Origin of the sequence: Micromonospora coriariae (assembly GCF_900091455.1) — a bacterium.
Lineage (GTDB): Bacteria > Actinomycetota > Actinomycetes > Mycobacteriales > Micromonosporaceae > Micromonospora > Micromonospora coriariae.
This window is the reverse complement of sequence record NZ_LT607412.1, coordinates 6,893,926-6,910,533: the sequence shown is the minus strand read 5'-3', so window position 1 is coordinate 6,910,533 and position 16,608 is coordinate 6,893,926. Positions and strand designations below refer to the sequence as shown.

The 16,608-nt window shown below is 70.4% G+C and carries 14 protein-coding genes; 5 read left to right on the top strand and 9 right to left on the bottom strand.

The window, feature by feature from the left end; translation table 11 throughout:
* Positions 1-19 precede the first annotated feature (19 nt).
* Positions 20-3,736, top strand: a complete 3,717-nt coding sequence (locus GA0070607_RS32080; RefSeq protein WP_197701206.1) for a S8 family serine peptidase — start codon at positions 20-22, stop codon at positions 3,734-3,736.
* A gap of 199 nt (positions 3,737-3,935) precedes the next feature.
* Here the strand turns inward: GA0070607_RS32080 and GA0070607_RS34255 are convergent, their stop codons facing one another.
* Positions 3,936-4,250, bottom strand: a complete 315-nt coding sequence (locus GA0070607_RS34255; RefSeq protein WP_089022248.1) for a peptidoglycan-binding domain-containing protein — start codon at positions 4,248-4,250, stop codon at positions 3,936-3,938.
* 137 nt (positions 4,251-4,387) lie between these two features.
* A complete protein-coding gene (locus GA0070607_RS32070; RefSeq protein WP_231930662.1) occupies positions 4,388-4,996 on the bottom strand; it encodes a TetR/AcrR family transcriptional regulator in 609 nt (202 codons plus the stop codon).
* Between the two features lie 71 nt (positions 4,997-5,067).
* Here GA0070607_RS32070 and GA0070607_RS32065 point away from each other — a divergent pair, with 71 nt between their 5' ends.
* The gene (locus GA0070607_RS32065) at positions 5,068-5,601 is read left to right on the top strand and encodes a GNAT family N-acetyltransferase (protein ID WP_089021539.1); all 534 of its coding nucleotides are present in this window, start codon (positions 5,068-5,070) and stop codon (positions 5,599-5,601) included.
* A 252-nt stretch (positions 5,602-5,853) separates the two neighbouring features.
* On the opposite strand, the gene GA0070607_RS32670 is transcribed toward GA0070607_RS32065, so the two are convergent.
* Positions 5,854-6,054: a hypothetical protein gene (locus GA0070607_RS32670; RefSeq protein ID WP_157743336.1), complete on the bottom strand. Its 201-nt coding sequence runs from the start codon at positions 6,052-6,054 to the stop codon at positions 5,854-5,856.
* A gap of 110 nt (positions 6,055-6,164) precedes the next feature.
* Here GA0070607_RS32670 and GA0070607_RS32060 point away from each other — a divergent pair, with 110 nt between their 5' ends.
* A complete protein-coding gene (locus GA0070607_RS32060) occupies positions 6,165-6,512 on the top strand; it encodes a PadR family transcriptional regulator (protein WP_231930659.1) in 348 nt (115 codons plus the stop codon).
* On the top strand, positions 6,509-7,567 hold the full coding sequence (locus tag GA0070607_RS32055; RefSeq protein ID WP_089021538.1) for a hypothetical protein: 1,059 nt from the start codon (positions 6,509-6,511) through the stop codon (positions 7,565-7,567). Before GA0070607_RS32060 ends, GA0070607_RS32055 begins: the two co-directional genes overlap by 4 nt.
* A 294-nt stretch (positions 7,568-7,861) precedes the next feature.
* Here the strand turns inward: GA0070607_RS32055 and GA0070607_RS32050 are convergent, their stop codons facing one another.
* Positions 7,862-9,214: an IS110 family RNA-guided transposase gene (locus GA0070607_RS32050; RefSeq protein WP_157743292.1), complete on the bottom strand. Its 1,353-nt coding sequence runs from the start codon at positions 9,212-9,214 to the stop codon at positions 7,862-7,864.
* A 404-nt stretch (positions 9,215-9,618) separates the two neighbouring features.
* Here GA0070607_RS32050 and GA0070607_RS32045 point away from each other — a divergent pair, with 404 nt between their 5' ends.
* Positions 9,619-10,881: an ROK family transcriptional regulator gene (locus tag GA0070607_RS32045; RefSeq protein WP_089021537.1), complete on the top strand. Its 1,263-nt coding sequence runs from the start codon at positions 9,619-9,621 to the stop codon at positions 10,879-10,881.
* Positions 10,882-10,936: 55 nt separating this feature from the next.
* Here the strand turns inward: GA0070607_RS32045 and GA0070607_RS32040 are convergent, their stop codons facing one another.
* Genes GA0070607_RS32040 through GA0070607_RS34250 form a run of 5 tightly spaced genes read right to left on the bottom strand, consistent with a single transcriptional unit; the run spans position 10,937 to position 16,587 of the window.
* Positions 10,937-12,349 (bottom strand): GH1 family beta-glucosidase, encoded by a 1,413-nt coding sequence (locus GA0070607_RS32040; RefSeq protein WP_089021536.1) that lies wholly within the window; start codon positions 12,347-12,349, stop codon positions 10,937-10,939.
* Between the two features lie 43 nt (positions 12,350-12,392).
* The gene (locus tag GA0070607_RS32035; protein WP_089021535.1) at positions 12,393-13,397 is read right to left on the bottom strand and encodes an ABC transporter ATP-binding protein; all 1,005 of its coding nucleotides are present in this window, start codon (positions 13,395-13,397) and stop codon (positions 12,393-12,395) included.
* Entirely contained in the window at positions 13,394-14,443 is a 1,050-nt protein-coding gene (locus tag GA0070607_RS32030; RefSeq protein WP_172899143.1) for an ABC transporter permease, read from the bottom strand. Before GA0070607_RS32030 ends, GA0070607_RS32035 begins: the two co-directional genes overlap by 4 nt.
* Before the next feature lie 3 nt (positions 14,444-14,446).
* The gene (locus tag GA0070607_RS32025) at positions 14,447-15,424 is read right to left on the bottom strand and encodes an ABC transporter permease (protein ID WP_089021534.1); all 978 of its coding nucleotides are present in this window, start codon (positions 15,422-15,424) and stop codon (positions 14,447-14,449) included.
* Positions 15,421-16,587, bottom strand: coding sequence for an ABC transporter ATP-binding protein (locus GA0070607_RS34250; RefSeq protein WP_089021533.1), 1,167 nt, complete (start codon positions 16,585-16,587; stop codon positions 15,421-15,423). The genes GA0070607_RS32025 and GA0070607_RS34250 overlap by 4 nt, the downstream gene beginning before the upstream one ends.
* Positions 16,588-16,608 lie beyond the last annotated feature (21 nt).

Below are 16,608 nucleotides of genomic sequence, written 5' to 3'. Positions count from 1 at the left end.
GCAGGAAGGAACCCCATCGTTGAGAACATCACGCACGCGTCGGGCCATCGCGGCGGCCGCATGCCTCGCGTTGTCGCTCAGCTCGATCGTGGTCGCCGGTTCAGCGTCGGCCGCTCCCGGCAAATCTTCGGGGCGCACCGCCCCGCAGACCCACACTGTCACCCTGATCACCGGTGATGTCGTCACGGTGAACGCGACCGGTGACGCCGGTGACAGCGGAGGGACGATCTCGGTCAACGGACCGGACGGCGGACCCGCCGACGCGAGGATCTTGGAGTCGGCGGGAGACGTGTACGTCTTTCCGTCCTCGGCGCTCACCTACCTCGGCAAAGGCGTGCTCGACCGGCGGCTCTTCAACGTCACGGACCTGATCGCCGACGGCTACGACGACGCTCACCGCGCCGACCTGCCCCTGATCGTCTCCTACGCCACCCAGCCGGCGGGGTTCCGCGCGAACGCCGCGCCCCGGGGATCGGCGCTGGTCCGTCCACTCACGAGCGTCGACGGTGCCGCCATCACCGAGAACCGCGTGCAGGCGCGCGATTTCTGGGCTGCGGTGACGGCGGGCACGCCGTCGTCCTTCGCGGCGGGTGAGGCGACCCCGGCTTTCGCGAACGGCATCAAGCAGATCTGGCTCGACGGCAAGGTGCACGCGGACCTGTCCGAATCGGTCGCGCAGATCGGCACGCCGGAGGTCTGGGCCGGCGGCGACACCGGGCAGGGCGTCGACGTCGCGGTCCTCGACACGGGTGTTGACGAAGGCCACCCCGATCTGGCGGGACGCATCGTCGAGACCCGCAGCTTCATCGCCGGCGAGGACACCCGTGACGTGCTCGGCCATGGCACCCACGTCGCTTCCACCATCGCCGGCACGGGCCTCGCATCCGGCGGCGCCGAAAAGGGTGTCGCCCCCGGCGCTCGCCTGCACATCGGAAAGGTGCTGGCGAACTCCGGCTCCGGCAGCGACTCCCAGGTCCTCGCCGGCATGGAGTGGGCGGCGGTCGAGCAGCACGCCAAGATCATCAACATGAGCCTGGGTACGCAGGAGCCTTCCGACGGTACGGATCCGTTGTCGCAGGCCGTGAACCGGCTCAGCGCGCAGACCGGCGCGCTGTTCGTGATCGCGGCGGGCAACACCTCCGGCCCCGGTACGGTCAGCTCGCCAGGGGCAGCCGACGCCGCCCTCACCGTGGGCGCCGTGGACAGCGGTGACCACCTCGCCGATTTCTCGAGCCAGGGTCCCCGGGTCGGCGACGGCGCGCTCAAGCCGGAGATCACCGCCCCCGGCGTCGGCATCCTGGCCGCACGATCGCAGTACACCGCCGAAGGGGAGGGCTATTACCAAACGATGAGCGGCACGTCGATGGCCACGCCGCACGTGGTCGGCGCTGCCGCGCTGCTCGCCGCAAAGCACCCCGAACTCACCGGCGCCCAACTGAAGGACCTGCTGACCAGCACCGCCAAGCAGACTCCCGACTACACCGCGTTCCAGGCCGGCAGCGGCCGCGTGGACGTGGCAACCGCCGCCCGTGCCGGGATCTTCGCATCGGCCACCGCCTCCGCCGGGCAGAACGAAGCCGGCCCGGTCCGCCGCCCGGTGACCTACACCAACCTCGGTGGCACGCCGACGACGCTCGCACTGTCGGTCGCGGCCTCCGGCGTACCCGAGGGAATGTTCCGGCTCTCGGACGACCGGGTCACCGTGCCCGCCCACGGCACCGTTACGGTCACCGTGACCATCGATCCGTCGGCCGCGCCCGGCGGGTCCAACGGCTTCAGCGCCCAGATCCTGGCCACCGAACCGAACGGCGCGCTCGCCGCGCACACCGCGGTCTCGGTCGGCTCGCCGGCGCACCTGCTGACCATCAACGTCAAGGACGCCGCGGGCAAACCCGCGTCGGCGTTCGTCATCGTGCTCCGGGCGGGCGATCCAAACCCGATACCGGTGCCGGTCGACGGCACGGCGAGCTTCTACGCACCGGAGGACCAGTACTCGGCGCTCGGCTACCTGGCCGTGTCCGGGGTCCACGGCCCGAACTCACAGGGACTGGCGCTGCTCGGCGATCCCGACTTCACGCTAACCCGGGACCGCACGATCACGCTGGACGCCGGCCGCGTCCGGCTGGTCGACGAGACCACCCCCCAGCCCGGCGTCCCCACCTACCTGCGGCTCGAGTACTCGCGGATGCTCCACGAGGACGGCCGCTGGCACGACTTCGTTCTCGCGAACGAAAGCGTCGACAGCCTGTGGATCCAGCCGCAAGGCAAGGTGACGCACGGCGACTTCATCGTCGGTGCGCGCTGGCGCAAGGAACAACCGGCGCTGACGGTGTCCGCCCGGGGGACCGACTACACCGACGTCCTCCGGCAGCGGGGCGTCACCGCACTGCCCGACGGAACCCGGACCCTGCCGTTGGTCTTCGCGGGTGCCGGGGCGCCCTCGGACTACGCCGGCCTTGGCGCGAAGGGCAAGGCGGTGGTCATCCGGCGGTCCGCGTCGGCGACCCCGTCCGCGCTCGCCAAGGCGGCGGCTGACGCGGGCGCCAAGCTGCTGCTGGTGGCCAACGACCGGCCCGGACGCCAGAGCCTCTACTTCGGGACGGACTCCGGGCAGCCGAGCCCCGTCGATGTCGGGCTCCTCAGCTCCGACGAGGGCGAGAAGCTGATCGCCCAGGCCCGGCAGCGCAACGCGCTGCGCACGGAGTCGCACCCAGCGCCGGCCTACGTCTACGACCTCATGCACACCTGGGACAACGAGTTGCCCAAGAGCATGGTCGTCCGCGCTTCGAACAAGAACCTCGCGCGCATCGACCAGACGTTCGCCGGCGCCGTCCCCGCTGGTGCGGGCGAGGAGTGGCGGTACGACTTCCCGGCGTACTCGGAATGGGGTATCGGGAACTACGTCGCCATGGCCGCCAACGGCCGCCGCACGGACTGGGTCAGCACCGACGGTGCGAACCGGTGGGGCCACGAGGTCTACGACGGCCTCCTGGGCCAGTGGGGCGTCCGCCGGACGTACAAGGCCGGCACCGTGTCGGACGACAAGTGGTTCACGCCCATCCAGCGGCCCTACCTCAACAACAACTACCTCGGCCCGGCGCGTACGGAAAACGAGATGCGGATCGACGTGCCGGGGTACGGCAACGCCGACCACACCGGCGCGATCTCGGACCGTCAGCACGCAAGTCAGACCGTGACCCTCTACCAGGGCGACACCCAGCTGGGCACGTCCAGCAACGGGCTCATCATGTACCCGACGGCCCCCACCGCCGAGCCGCGGCAGTACCGCCTGGTCGTCGCGAACCAGCGCGACGCGTCCGTCAGCCCCTACTCGTCCTCGACCACGACAGCATGGACGTTCACGTCCGCCGCCCCGAAGGTGCCCGGCCAACGGGACCTGCTGCCGCTACTGCAGATCCGCTACGCCGTTGACCCGGACGCCTCGGGATCCGTGCGCCGTGACTCGACGATCGGCGTCACCATCGAACAACGCGCCCCTGTCTCAGTCGGCCTGACCGAGGTAACGGTCGCCGGCGGCGGCACCCCTCGCTCGCCCGCCGTCGAGGTCTCCTACGACGACGGCGCCACCTGGAAACGCCTCCGCGAGGACCACCGAGGCGCCTACCGCCTGGACGCACCGAAAAAGGCGCACTTCGCCTCCCTCCGGGTAACCGGCACCGATTCCGCCGGTAACTCCGTCACCCAAACAATCCTTCGCGCCCTCGGTCTTCACTAACCCTTACCCCTTGCGGCCCGCCCCAATGGGGCGGGCCGCAAGTACGCGAACCTCAACGTTCTTTCGCGGCCAGTTGCACCACGCATCCGACAGGGGAGTGGGTCACCCAGCAGGCCCGGAACCTGTCGATGGACCTCGGCGACCGACGTCGCCGGGCCGGCGGGCCTGGCGACGTCCGGATTGCCGTGGCTAAACGAGGTCAGCAGGTGCGGGAGTTGTAGGCGGCCCAGTAAGGGCCGCCGCCCTGGGGCGGGTAGAACCTGTAGTTCCCGTCGGGCGAACGCTGCAACACGAATTCGTGCGAGCTGTACGGGCTCCTCGAACCCCTTGCCCCGCGATACACCGCATACAGCCACCCGTTCTGGTTGTCCTGCTGCACAAGCTTGTCGCCAGCCTTCGTCCAGCTGTTCCGGCCGGCGGAGCCGTCCGCGGCGAGGCTCTTGTCGCGCTGGAAGTTCTTCGTCGCGGCATCGGTCTGGTCGCCGAAGACGCCGTCGATCCCGGACGAGGGCAGGTAACCATTCGCCCATCATCCGCCCGATCACCCAACTCGCCCATCGTCTGCGATGGTCACAGTGGCGACGCCGGCATCAAGCCCGAGCCCGACGATGCCACAACACAGGTCGCCTCAACCTCGAACTTCAGCTCTGATCACGAAGGGCGGCTACCTTGGCAGCCGAGGCCGTAGGCCACCAGGGCGGCGTCGAGCATGCGTTCCTGCTGATCCGCCGGGTAGGCAGCGGGATCCGCGGCGGCGAGAGCCGCGACCCCCTCGGTCATTGCGATCAGCCCCAGGGCGATCGCGCCGACCTGGTCGACCGGCCAGTCCGGGGCGGCCGCGGCGACCAGCCGCTCGACCCGTTGCCGCCAGGCTCGGTTGTTGCGGCGGTGCATGCCGATTAATTCGGCGTCCGCCACCGCCGCAGCCAGGAAGCCCAACCAGACGATGCTCCAGTTGGTCGTCTCCGGATCGGTCGCCATGCCCTGGCGGAGGACCGCGTGCAGCGCTGCCCGCGGCGAGGTGGCCGCGGCCTCGAGTGCGTCAACCCGCTGCCGGGTGGTGTCGTGCAGCAGTTGCCGGGCGTGCAGCAGCAGCGCTCGACGGTTCGGGAAGCGGTGCATAACCAGACCCGTCGTGCAGCCGGCCGCCGCGGCGACCGCGCGCACTGTCAGCTTTTCCAGGCCCTGCTGCGCGAGCACGTCCCAGACCGCGCGCGACAGCGCCTCGCCCTGGGCCGTTCGGTCTGCAGGCAGTGTCACGACTCTCACCTCTTCATGGTCGTAACGAATGTTACCGTAACGCTTGTTACGGAGTATTGGTGAGGAGCGGCATGACCTGGATCATCACGCAGCGGCCGTGGACCGACCCGGTGGGCGAGGCGTTACGTGTGGCGCAGAAAGCCGAGCTCGACCTCCGATACGGTACCGACGACCATGAGCCCGGCACGCCGCCGACGGCCGAGAACATCGACCTGTTCCTGGTCGCGGTCGAGGAAGCCACCGGCCAACCGCTCGGCTGCGCCGCGCTGCGCCGCCTCGACCCGGTCACCGTCGAGGTGAAGCGGATGTACGTGGTACCGAAGAGCCGCGGCTCGGGGGTGGCGACCGACTTGCTCCGAGGGCTGGAGGAGGCCGCACAGGAGCGCGGTTGGACGACCATCCGGCTGGAGACCGGCCCGGCCCAGCCGGACGCGATGCGCTTCTATGAGCGCGAGGGCTACCGCGAGATCCCTCTGTTCGGCGCGTATGTGGGCTCCGACAACTCGGTCTGCTACGAACGCGTCCTCCCTGACGGAGCACCCCGGCCGCAGCTCACAGCGCGGCTCCGATCACGCGGTGGCCGCCCCTACATCCACCGGCCCTGACCTAGATCCCAAACGGCGGCTGCCGTATTGGCTGCCGTGCTCGAACCATGGCGCGGCGCAAGCGTCACTGGGTTGGTGCTCTTCCTGTGCGGTTGCCGATGGAGTCGGTAGGCTCGCGCGCTGGTCAACCGCGAGCGGGCCGGAAGGATCGCGACAATCCTGCTGGCCGTGCTGGGGCACGATCAGCCCTGGCCGACATGGCCGGCGCCAACCACCGATGCGCGTGAATCCTCTCCAGCTCCGCCGCCAAGGTCACTGCTTGCGACTGGAGGCAGCGGCCGAACCCGTTGCGGGGCGGGGCAGTAGGACCTGACCGCTGTATCCGGGACCCAGGACGATGGTCGCCTCGTTGGTGGGTGGGGCGCCGACGACGCTGCTCTCCACCGCCGGTATCGCAGGAGCGAAATCCGGCCCGCCCAGGTCTGCGGCGTCCGCCGCGTCACCGTCGCCCATGATCACTCCTTCTTGTCGTGGGCTCCGCGGGTGCCGGGGCCCGGTGAACCCGCCCGGCCCAACTCGGTTTCCGGCACGCAATATATCTTGCCATCCACTATATTGGGTGGATGAGTTCTCGGGCGATGACGGAACCAGCCTTCTTCATCCTCACCGCGCTGCTCGACGCTCCGCGCCACGGCTACGGGATCGTCGCGGAGGTGGCGGAACTGTCGCGGGGCCGCGTACAGCTGAAGATCGGCTCCTTGTACGGGGTCTTGGACCGACTCGTCGGCGATGGCCTGGTCGAACTGGACCGCGAAGAGGCATGGCAAGGACGGTTACGCCGGTACTACCGGTTGACCGAACAAGGCCGCGACGCCCTCGACGCAGAGGCTCAACGGCTGGCCGCCAACGCGCGCCTCGCCTCGACCCGCTTGCGCGAGCGGCGGAACCCGATCACGGGGACGCCGTCGTGAGCCGGCTGGAGGAGCGCTACCGGTTCGTTCTTCGGCTGCTGCCCGCCGCCTACCGGCAGGAATGGGAAGACGACATCGTCGCCGCCTTCCTGGACAGCATGGACACCGGCGACGCCGAGACCACCGCGTATGTCACGGACTACGGCCGGCCGAGCCTGTCCGAGGTCGCCAGCATCGTGTCCCTCGCCGTTCGTTTGCGTCTCGGCGGGGCTGACGCGCCACCCCGCTCGTACGCGTGGGGACAAGCCGTGCGACTGGCGACCCTGATGGCGATGCTGGCCCACGCCGTCATGGTCACCGCCAGCATCGCCGTCACACTGTGGCTCTCCGGGAAGATCGCCTTGTTGCCGGCTCCTGCACCGGAATGGCCACTCAGCCCGCCGTCGAACATCTGGCACACCGCGTGGAATCTCGCCGGCTACGCCTGGTTACCGGCCTACCTCGCGCTTGTCCTCGGACACCGGCGCGTGGCCCAAGCGGTCGCTCTGCTCGCCATCGTGCCTCCGGTCATCACCACCGCCGTGGAACAAGCTACCGGTGACGTACCGCTGTCCGTGTCGCCCTGGGCGATGCTGCTCATCGACGTCTTCCTGCTACTCGCGATGGCGGCCTTCCACCACGGCGCCCCACCTGTGCCGCGCCGCCCGTGGCTCCTCGCGCTGCCGATCGGCATCCTCCTCGTCCCCGTGCCGCTGTTCACCATTCAGGCGACCACACCGGCGCTGAGGCTCCTGGACTGGCCGGGCCTGTCCTGCGCGGCGGTCACCTCCGCCATGGTGATCCACCTGACCGTTCGAGTATCCCGTCATCCGTCTCGCACACTGCCATGGTCACTGGCGCTGACCCTGCTCGCCGTAACCACGCTCGCCCAGCGAACCGCAACCCTGCCCGACTACAACTACCAGGCGCAGCGCACAACACTCGCCGCGATCGCTTCCGTGGAGGTTGTCGCCGTCCTAGCGGTAGGCGTACCGCTCGCCGTACTAGCCATCCGGGCACTGCGCCGACTTCCATCGATCCCCACCGTCGCCCCAAGACCCACCACACCGACGTAGGAACTCGCGCAACCTCATGCACCACCGCCCCCGAGACGCAAGCCCCATCGGCCGCGCAGACCACAACGGAACGTACTGTCATCAGCGTAAGTCGTTTTGGTCAAGCTTCTGGTCGGTGCCTCGGCCGTCGTCTGTCCCTGCATAGCGGTGATGGGGTTGGTCCCCAGCAGCGTGTAATCGGGTTGATGAGACGACGGGCCGGGGCTGCCCATGATGACAGGCGAGATCACAGTGCGTGTCTCAATGCCGCGTAGGGCTCGCCCCGGCCGTCAGCTTGAACGCCGCGACGAAGAATCAGGCGGCTAGAGCCACCTGCCTGCGGTGGTGGCTGCCGTAGGTGGCGATGTCGGCGTTCCACGCTCGTCCGGTGGTGATGACGGCGTGCAACTGGCGCAGGATCGCCGCGGCGATGACGGTCTGGGCTTGGGTCGCCGTGAGCTTGTTGGTCTCCCGGGTGGTCAAATGCTGGTAGCGGGCGGCATAGACGGCATTGCTGCGCTGGGCGCCCCAGACTGCCCGCCAGGCGGCCAGACGCAGCGCGGGTCGGCCCTGGCCGGTGAGTTTGGTGCGGCCGACGAACGTGCCGGACAGTTTCTCCCGCGGTGCGAGGCCGGCGTGCTTGACCAGGGCGCGGGCGGTGGCGAACCGGTTCGGGTCACCGGTCTCGGCGAGGATCGCCGCGGCGCCAACCGCGGATAGGCCGGGGATGGAGGTGGCCAGATCGGTCAGCTTGAGCTCGTCGAGGACGCGGGTCATCCGGGTCTCGGTGTCGGTGAGTTTGTCGGTGGCGGTGTGCCAGTCCTGCAGCAGGAACGCGACCCGCTCCAGTGCACCGGGCCGGTGGGCGATCACCCCGGTGGGGTCGGCCAAGGCGGTGAACAGGTGCCGCAGGATGCGCAGCGAGGGTTTGCACCCGCCTCGGCGGGTGATCTCACGGCGTACGGCCTGCTCGAATCGGGTCGCGCCGAGGCGTCGGGTGCGGGCGAGGTTGCCGCCGTCACGCTGGCAGATCACCGTCATCGCTGCAGCCCAGGTGCGGGACCGAAACGGCTGCTTGGCGGTATCGAGCGCGGCGGGCCAGACACACTCGAGCAGCGCGCGGATCTGCTGGACCTGGCTGACCATCTCGATGATGAGCTGTTCGCGGCGGGCGCCCAGATGCCGCAGCCGGCCCCAGGTCTCATCGATCGGCTCCGGCACGTAGCAGCGCAGCTGCGCGGTCAGCCGAGCGATGAGCACCGCGTCCTTCTCATCGGTTTTGTCCGAGGTCAGGTCCTCGCTGCGCCGCGCCCACGAGGTCAGCATCGGCTGCACGCACACGAACGGCATCGCCCGGTCCGCAGCGAGCTGACCGAGGACCCGCCAGCGGTGCCCGGTCGGCTCGCACGCCACCGTCACCCCCGCCCACCCTTTCGCCGCGGCCCGCTCGGCGGCCCAGTCCAACGCTGCCCCGAGATTCCAGGCGCGGCAGCGGAATGTCTTACGGGCCAACACTTTCGAGTCGTGATCGGTGACTACGACCATCTGCTTCGCGTCGGCCAAGTCGATCCCCACGATCGCGTTGGTCACCGGCACCAGCGCCCGCAGCCGAGCAAGCCGCGCGTTGCGGTTGCGATCACCCCGGGACACACCGCTACCGTTACCCATGAACGTCCTCCTCCTGCGATGGGACACCAAGCCCGACAAGCGCATCAGGGGGACGTTCCTACGTCCTGCATCGACACGCAGAACGTCTTTCTATGCCGCCGACCGCGCGCTGGCCCTCGACGAGCCCTGACGCTCGGTCTTCAACAGCAGCTGGCGCGGCTGGGAATCATCCGAGTGTGGTCCTCACCGAGCGATCGGCGGCGGTCTTGCGGAATCGGCGAGCCGCGCGACGCCGCCGAGCCCGGCGGGTCAACCCACGCCTAAGTCGCATGACATGCCTCCTTATCAATGCTCCGGAGGCTAGCAGTCAATTTTGTTAAATGTTATTGCGCAGTAATCTGTCAGGACTTGGTTCACGGCGTGAAGCAGGCCGCCGGGGCGGCCGGGAGAGGATGGCGGCGGACGTGGACGCCAGACGCACCACCGTGCGCGACATGCGTCGTGCCAACCGGTCGGTCCTGCTCACCCGGATCTGGCTGGACGGCCCGCTGAGCCGCCACGAGCTGGGGCAGTCCACCGCGCTGAGCCTGGCCAGCGTGAGCAACCTGGTCGGCGAGATGATCGCCGAGGGCCTGGTCGAGGAGGCCGGCTTGGTCGAGTCCGACGGCGGCCGCCCGCGGGTGCTGCTGCGGGTCGCCCCCGGCTACGGCTATCTGGTCGGAGCCGACGTCGGCGAGACCCGGGTGCAGGTCGAACTCTTCGACCTGGCGATGACCGCCCTCGCCAAGGCGGAGTACCCGATCGCCGGCGCCGAGCCCGACCCCCGGCAGGTCACCGACCACCTGCTGCACGGTCTCACCGCGGTGATCGAGCAGGCCGGCATCGACCCGGCGGCGGTGCTCGGCTTCGGCGTCGCCGTCTCCGGCACGGTCGAGCGCGCCGCCGACGCTGTGGTGCACGCGCAGACCCTCGGCTGGGACGGTGTGCCACTCGGCGCCATGCTGCGCGCCGGCACCGACATCCCGGTGCACATCGACAACGGCGCGAAGACCCTCGGCCAGGCCGAGATGTGGTTCGGCGCAGGCCGCGACGTCCGGCACGCGGTCATCGCCCTGGTCGGCTCCGGCGTCGGGGCCTGCGTGATGGCCAACGGCGTGGGCTACCGCGGCGCGCACAGCAGCGCCGGCGAGTGGGGGCACACCACAATCGTGTACGGGGGCCGCCGCTGCCGCTGCGGCAACCTCGGCTGCCTTGAGGCGTACGTCGGGGCCGAAGGGGTGCTCGACCGGTTCCGCCAGGCCAACCGCGGTCGCCCGGCGACCGGCGGCGACGAGGAGACCGCCTTCGGTGAACTGCTGCGCGCCACCAGCCGCACCGCGGCCAAGGTGCTCGACGAGACGGTCGGCTACCTCGGCGCCGGGGTGGCGAACCTGGTGAACCTGTTCAACCCCGAGCGGGTGGTGCTCGGCGGCTGGGCCGGCCTGGCCCTGGGCGAGCGCTACCTGCCGCAGATCCGCGAGGTCACCGCGCGGCACGCGCTGCGCCAGCCGTACGCCCAGACCTCGATCGAGCTGTGCCGGCTCGGACCGGACGCGGTCGCGATGGGCGCGGCCACGCTGCCGATGGCCCGGCTGCTGCGCGACGGCGGCGTGCCGCGCGAGCCGGCCGCCCGGGTGACCTTGACGCCGGCGCTGACGGCGCCGCGGCCCCGGTCGCGGACCCGCTGAGCCACCGGGCCGGCGGCGAAAGTGCCGCCGACCCGGGAGATCCCCAGCGGCCGGGTCAGCGCTCCCCGCGCACCCGCCGCACGGTGTCGCGGTACCACAGCGCGCTGCGCTTCGGCGTACGCCGCTGGGTGTCGTAGTCCACCCGGACGATGCCGAACCGCTTGTCGTAGCCGTACGCCCACTCGAAGTTGTCCATCAGCGACCAGGCGAAGTAGCCGCGCACGTCCGCGCCGGCCTGCCGGGCCCGGGCCACCGCCCGCAGGTGCTCGGTCAGGTACGCCACCCGGTCGTCATCGGCCACGAACCCGTCGGCGTCCGGCTTGTCGTCGAAGGCCGCCCCGTTCTCGGTGATCACCATCGGCACGCCCGGGTAGTCCCGGTGCAGCCGGACCAGCAGCTCGGTGAAGGACTCCGGCACGATCTCCCAGTCCATCGCGGTGCGCGGCAGGTCCCGGCGGATCACCCGGCGCACCGGCTTGCCGTGCTCGTCCCGGTCCCGGCCCTGCTCGTCCACCCCGGAGTGGACCTGCCCGAAGTAGAAGTTCACGCCGAGCACGTCGATCGGGGCCGAGATGACCTCCAGGTCGCCCTCCTGCACCGGGATGCGGACCCCGTCGGCGGCCAGGTCGGCCACCACGTCCTGCGGGTAGGAGCCACGGAACACCGGATCGAGGTAGAGCCGGTTGCCCAGCCCGTCTGCGGCCCGGGCGGCGTCCCGGTCGACCGCGCTGTCGGTGGCCGGGTCGGCGGTGGACAGGTTGACCGTCAGGCCAAGCTCGATCGGGGTGGCCGCCGCCGCACGCAGCCGCTGCACCGCCAGCCCGTGCCCGAGCAGCAGGTGGTGCGCCGCGGCGATCCCATCGCCCAGGTTCCGCCGGCCCGGGGCGTGGTCGCCGTACGCGTACCCGAGCATCGCCGAGCACCACGGCTCGTTCAGCGTGGTCCAGGTCTTCACCCGGTCGCCGAGGGCGCCGAAGACCAGCTCCGCATAGTCGGCGAACCGGTACGCGGTGTCCCGGTTCGGCCAGCCGCCCGCGTCCTCCAACTCCTGAGGCAGATCCCAGTGGTAGAGCGTCACCCACGGGTCGACCCCGCGGCCCAGCAGCTCGTCCACCAGCCGGTCGTAGAAGGCCAGCCCCGCCGGGTTGGCCGGCCCGCGCCCGCCCGGCTGCACCCGCGGCCAGGCCACCGAGAAGCGGTAGGTGTCCAGGCCCAGGTCGGCGATGAGCGCGACGTCCTGCGGCATCCGGTGGTAGTGGTCGCAGGCCACGTCGCCGTGGTCGCCGTTGGCCACCGCCCCGGGGACCCGGCAGAAGGTGTCCCAGATCGACGGCGTCCGGCCGTCCTCGGCCACCGCACCCTCGATCTGGTACGACGAGGTCGCCACCCCCCACCGAAAAGTCGGCGGGAGGGTGTCGATCGGGTCGGCCTGCCCGGTGGTGGTCGGGCGGGTGAGGTCGGTGTCCATGGTTCTCCTCGCGGTTGCGGGTAGTTCGGTCGGACGAGGCAGGTCAGTGGGGGACCGGCGTGGCGGCGGGGTGCAGCCAGCAGGCGACGGCCCGGCCCGGGTCGCCGCCGGGCGCTCCCAGTGCCGGCACCTTCTTGTCGCACGGGTCGAACGCTTTCGGACAGCGCGGGTGGAACGCGCACCCCTGCGGCATGGCCCGTAGGTCCGGCGGGGAGCCGGGAATGCCGGTCAGCTCGCGGCGCGGGCCGCGCAGCGCCGGGAAGGAGTGCAGCAACCCCTCGGTGTACGGGTGCAGGGCCCGTCCGTACAACTGCGCGGCGGGCGCCTCCTCGACGATCCGGCCGCCGTACATGATGGCGATCCGGTCGGAGAACTCGACAAGCAGCGACAGGTCGTGGGTGATGAACAGCACCGCGAAGTCCAGCCGCTCGCGCAGCTCGGCGAGCTGGCCGAGGATCTGCCGCTGCATCACCACGTCCAGCGCGGTGGTCGGCTCGTCCATGATGACCACCTGTGGCTCCAGCGCCAGCGCCATGGCGATCATGACCCGCTGCCGCATCCCGCCGGAGAGCTGATGCGGGTAGCTGTCCAGCCGGTCGGCGGCGATGCCGACCAGGCGGAGCAGGTCCCGGGCCCGGGCCAGCCGACTCGCCGCAGTGCTGCGCGGCTCGTGCGCCTTGATCACGTCGAGCAGCTGGGTGGAGACCTTGTGCACCGGGTTCAGCGAGTTCATCGCGCCCTGGAACACGATGGAGGTCTCCGCCCAGCGGAACTGTCGCAGCTGGGCGGGACTGAGGGTCAGCACGTCGACCGGCGGGCCGTCGACCGGGTGGTAGACGACCTGGCCGCCGCTGACCACGCCGGGCGGCGGCAGCAGCCGGGTCAGCCCGTACGCCAGGGTGGACTTGCCGCTGCCGCTCTCCCCGGCGAGCCCCAGCACCTCGCCCCGGTGCAGGGTCAGGTCGACGTCGCGGACGGCGTGCACCGCCGCGTCGCCGAGCCCGTAGTCGACGCGCAGTCCGCGGATCTCCAGCACCGGATCGCTCATCGCACAACGTCCTCTCGGGTGGTGGCAGCCCGTGGCGTCGGGACGGACGGGAGCGGGGCCAGCACGGGGGTGAAGCCGACCCGCATCCGCACGCTGCGACCGTCGGCGGTGCGGATCCGGGTTTTCCCGGCGCTGCGCAGCCGGGGGCTGACGAACTCGTCGATGCCGAAGTTGATCAGGGCGAGGGCGGTGCCGAGCACCGCGATGGCCAGCCCGGCCGGGACGAACCACCACCAGGCGCCCTGCGCGAGGGCCTGCTGGCCCTGGGCCCAGAACAGGATGGTGCCCCAGTTCCAGGACGAGACCGACGAGATGCCGATGAAGGCCAGGGTGATCTCCGACATGACGGCGAAGATGACGGTGCCGACGAAGCCGGACGCGATGATCGCGGTGAGGTTGGGCAGGACCTCGAACAGGATGATGCGCCACGTCCGCTCGCCGGTGGCCCGGGCTGCCTCGACGTAGTCGCGGCGCCGCAGGGACAATGTCTGGGCCCGCAGCACCCGGGCGCCCCACGCCCACGAGGTGAAGCCGATGATGAGCGCGACCAGCGTGTCGCTGGCCTGCTCGACGATCGACGTCACGATGATGATCAGCGGCAGCGCGGGAATCACCAGGAACACGTTGGACAGGGCCGACAGGCCCTCGTCGGCCGCGCCGCCGATGTAGCCGGCGGTCACGCCGATGAGGATGGACAGGATCGTCGCCAGCACGCCGGCCACCAGTCCCACCACCATGACGCTGCGCGCGCCGACCAGGATCTGACTGAAGATGTCCTGACCGAGGTGGGTGGTGCCGAACCAGTGCCGCAGCGACGGCGCCTGGAGCACGTCGCCGCTGCGCGCGTCCGGGTTGTACGGCGCGACCCACGGCCCGATCACCGCGAAGAGGCAGTAGATGCCCAGGATGGCCAGCCCCGTGGCGGCCTTGGCGTTGGCGATGAACCGGAACCGGCGCCGCTTGGCCCGGCCGGGCGCGGCCGACGGCTGGGCCATCGCGCCCTGACCGGGAATGACCTGCTCGATGCTCGACGGTGAGATTGTCATCGCTCAGCTCTTTCGGGTCCGAGGGTCGAGAAGCAGGTACGCGACGTCGGCGAGCAGGTTCGCCACCAGCACGGAGATCGTGATGATCAGGAAGATGCCCTGCATCAGCGGGTAGTCCTTGGCGCCAACGGCCTGGAAGAGCTGGTAGCCGAGCCCGGGATAGGAGAAGACGATCTCCACCAGCAGCGTGCCGCCGACGATGAACCCGAGCGACAGGGCGAAGCCTGAGACGTTGGGCAGCAGCGCGTTGCGGGCCGCGTAGCTCAGGGCGACCCGGCGCTCGGACAACCCCTTCGCGTGGGCGACCGTGATGTAGTCCTCCGAGGAGACGGTGACCATCATGTTGCGCATGCTCAGGATCCACCCGCTCATCGAGGAGACCAGGATGGTGGCGGCGGGCAGGATGCTGTGCTGGATCGCGCTCGGGATGAAGTACTGGTCGAACGCCGGCACCAGGCCCGCCTCGTAGCCGCCGGAGGACGGGAAGAAGCTTCCCGGGCCGGCGAACAGGGCGATGGCGACGAGGCCCAGCCAGAAGTACGGGATCGAGGACAGGAACGTGGTGGCCGGCAGCAGGCCGTCGACCCAGGAGCCGCGCCGCCAGCCGGCGCCGACGCCGAGCGCGGTGCCGAGCAGGAAGCTGATGATCGTGGTGATGCCGACCAGGGCGACCGTCCACGGCAGGCTGTCGCCGATCACCGTCGACACCGGCGCCGGGAAGAAGGTGAACGACAGCCCCAGGTCGCCGTGCAGGAGCTGTCCCCAGTAGTGCAGGTACTGCTCCCAGACGTTCTCGTTCGCGTCCAGGCCGAACAGCACGCGCAGCGACTCGATGGCGTCGGCGCTGATCCGGCCCTGGTTGCGCGAGATGAGGGACTGCACCGGGTCGCCCGGGACCAGCCGCGGGATGAAGAAGTTGAGCGTGATGGCCGCCCACGCGGTGAACAGGTAGAAGGCCGTGCGCTGCAGGAGGAATCTCATCGTGTCTCCCCCAGGGCGGCGGTGTCGTCCCGCTCGACCGCCGCCGGCGGCGGTGGCACGGCCGGATCGGCGTCCGGCGCGGCGGAGCCGGGATTGTCGGCGGCGACGGTGGCCGGGTCGTAGAGCCAGCAGGCCGCCCAGTGGCCGGGCCGGTCGTCGATGGTCAGCCGTGGCGGCAGGTCCACCGTGCAGCGCCGCATGGCGTGCGGACACCGGGGGTGGAACCGGCAGCCGGCGGGCGGGGTGATCAGGCTCGGCGGCTCGCCCTGACCGCGGTCGTTCCCGGCGGCCGCGTCGACGCCGGCGCCGTCGCCGGTGATGCGGTCGGGGTCCGGCGCCGAATCGGTGAGCAGCCGGGTGTACGGATGGGCCGGGTTCTGGGTGACGGTCTCGCTGTCGCCACCCTCGACCATCCGGCCCGCGTACATCACGATCGTCTCGTCGGCGAAGTAGCGGGCCGAGGCGATGTCGTGCGTGATGTAGAGGATGGCGATGTTGAGCCGCTCCTTGAGGTCCTGGAGCAGGTTGAGCACGCCGAGGCGGATCGAGACGTCGAGCATGGAGACCGGCTCGTCGGCGAGGAGCACCTCCGGGTCGGCGCCGAGCGCCCGGGCGATGGCGACGCGCTGGCGCTGACCGCCGGAGAGCTCGTGCGGGAAGGCGTCCAGGTAGCGCTCGGGCGGGGTGAGGCTGACCCGGGTGAGCAGCTTGCTAAGGGCCGCCTCCAGTTCCTCGGCGCCGCGCCCGGCGTTGCCGTGGATCCGCAGCGACCGGGTGAGGTGGTAGCGGACGGTGTGCACCGGATTCAACGACGCGAACGGGTCCTGCAGGATCAGCTGGACCCGCCGCACGTACGACCGGAACGGACGACCGCCGCGCACCCTGGTCGACGTGCCGTGCAGGCGCAGGTCGCCGGCGGTGCGGGGGTAGATCTGGGCCAGCAGCCGGGCCACAGTGGACTTGCCGGAGCCGGACTCCCCGACCAGCGCGGTCACCCGGCCGCGACGCAGCGCGAACGATACGTCGTCGACGGCGTGCACGACTGCCGGCGTCCGGGAGAAGAGGCCACGCAGCCGCCTGCGGACGGGGAAGTGCTTGGTCAGGCCGACGGCCTCCAGCACCACCTCGTCGGCCGGCGCCGCCACGCTCTCGCTCAACGTCATGCCGAGTTCCTGTCTGGGATT

What these genes read in the sequence shown, in the direction of transcription:
- GA0070607_RS32065 (WP_089021539.1), top strand. Translation starts at nt 5,068, where the DNA reads ATGACCTGGATCATCACGCAGCGGCCGTGGACCGACCCGGTGGGCGAG.
- GA0070607_RS34250 (WP_089021533.1), bottom strand. Translation starts at nt 16,587, where the DNA reads ATGACGTTGAGCGAGAGCGTGGCGGCGCCGGCCGACGAGGTGGTGCTG.
- GA0070607_RS32035 (WP_089021535.1), bottom strand. Translation starts at nt 13,397, where the DNA reads ATGAGCGATCCGGTGCTGGAGATCCGCGGACTGCGCGTCGACTACGGG.
- GA0070607_RS32670 (WP_157743336.1), bottom strand. Translation starts at nt 6,054, where the DNA reads ATGGGCGACGGTGACGCGGCGGACGCCGCAGACCTGGGCGGGCCGGAT.
- GA0070607_RS32050 (WP_157743292.1), bottom strand. Translation starts at nt 9,214, where the DNA reads ATGGGTAACGGTAGCGGTGTGTCCCGGGGTGATCGCAACCGCAACGCG.
- GA0070607_RS32040 (WP_089021536.1), bottom strand. Translation starts at nt 12,349, where the DNA reads ATGGACACCGACCTCACCCGCCCGACCACCACCGGGCAGGCCGACCCG.
- GA0070607_RS32030 (WP_172899143.1), bottom strand. Translation starts at nt 14,443, where the DNA reads ATGACAATCTCACCGTCGAGCATCGAGCAGGTCATTCCCGGTCAGGGC.
- GA0070607_RS32025 (WP_089021534.1), bottom strand. Translation starts at nt 15,424, where the DNA reads ATGAGATTCCTCCTGCAGCGCACGGCCTTCTACCTGTTCACCGCGTGG.
- GA0070607_RS32060 (WP_231930659.1), top strand. Translation starts at nt 6,165, where the DNA reads ATGAGTTCTCGGGCGATGACGGAACCAGCCTTCTTCATCCTCACCGCG.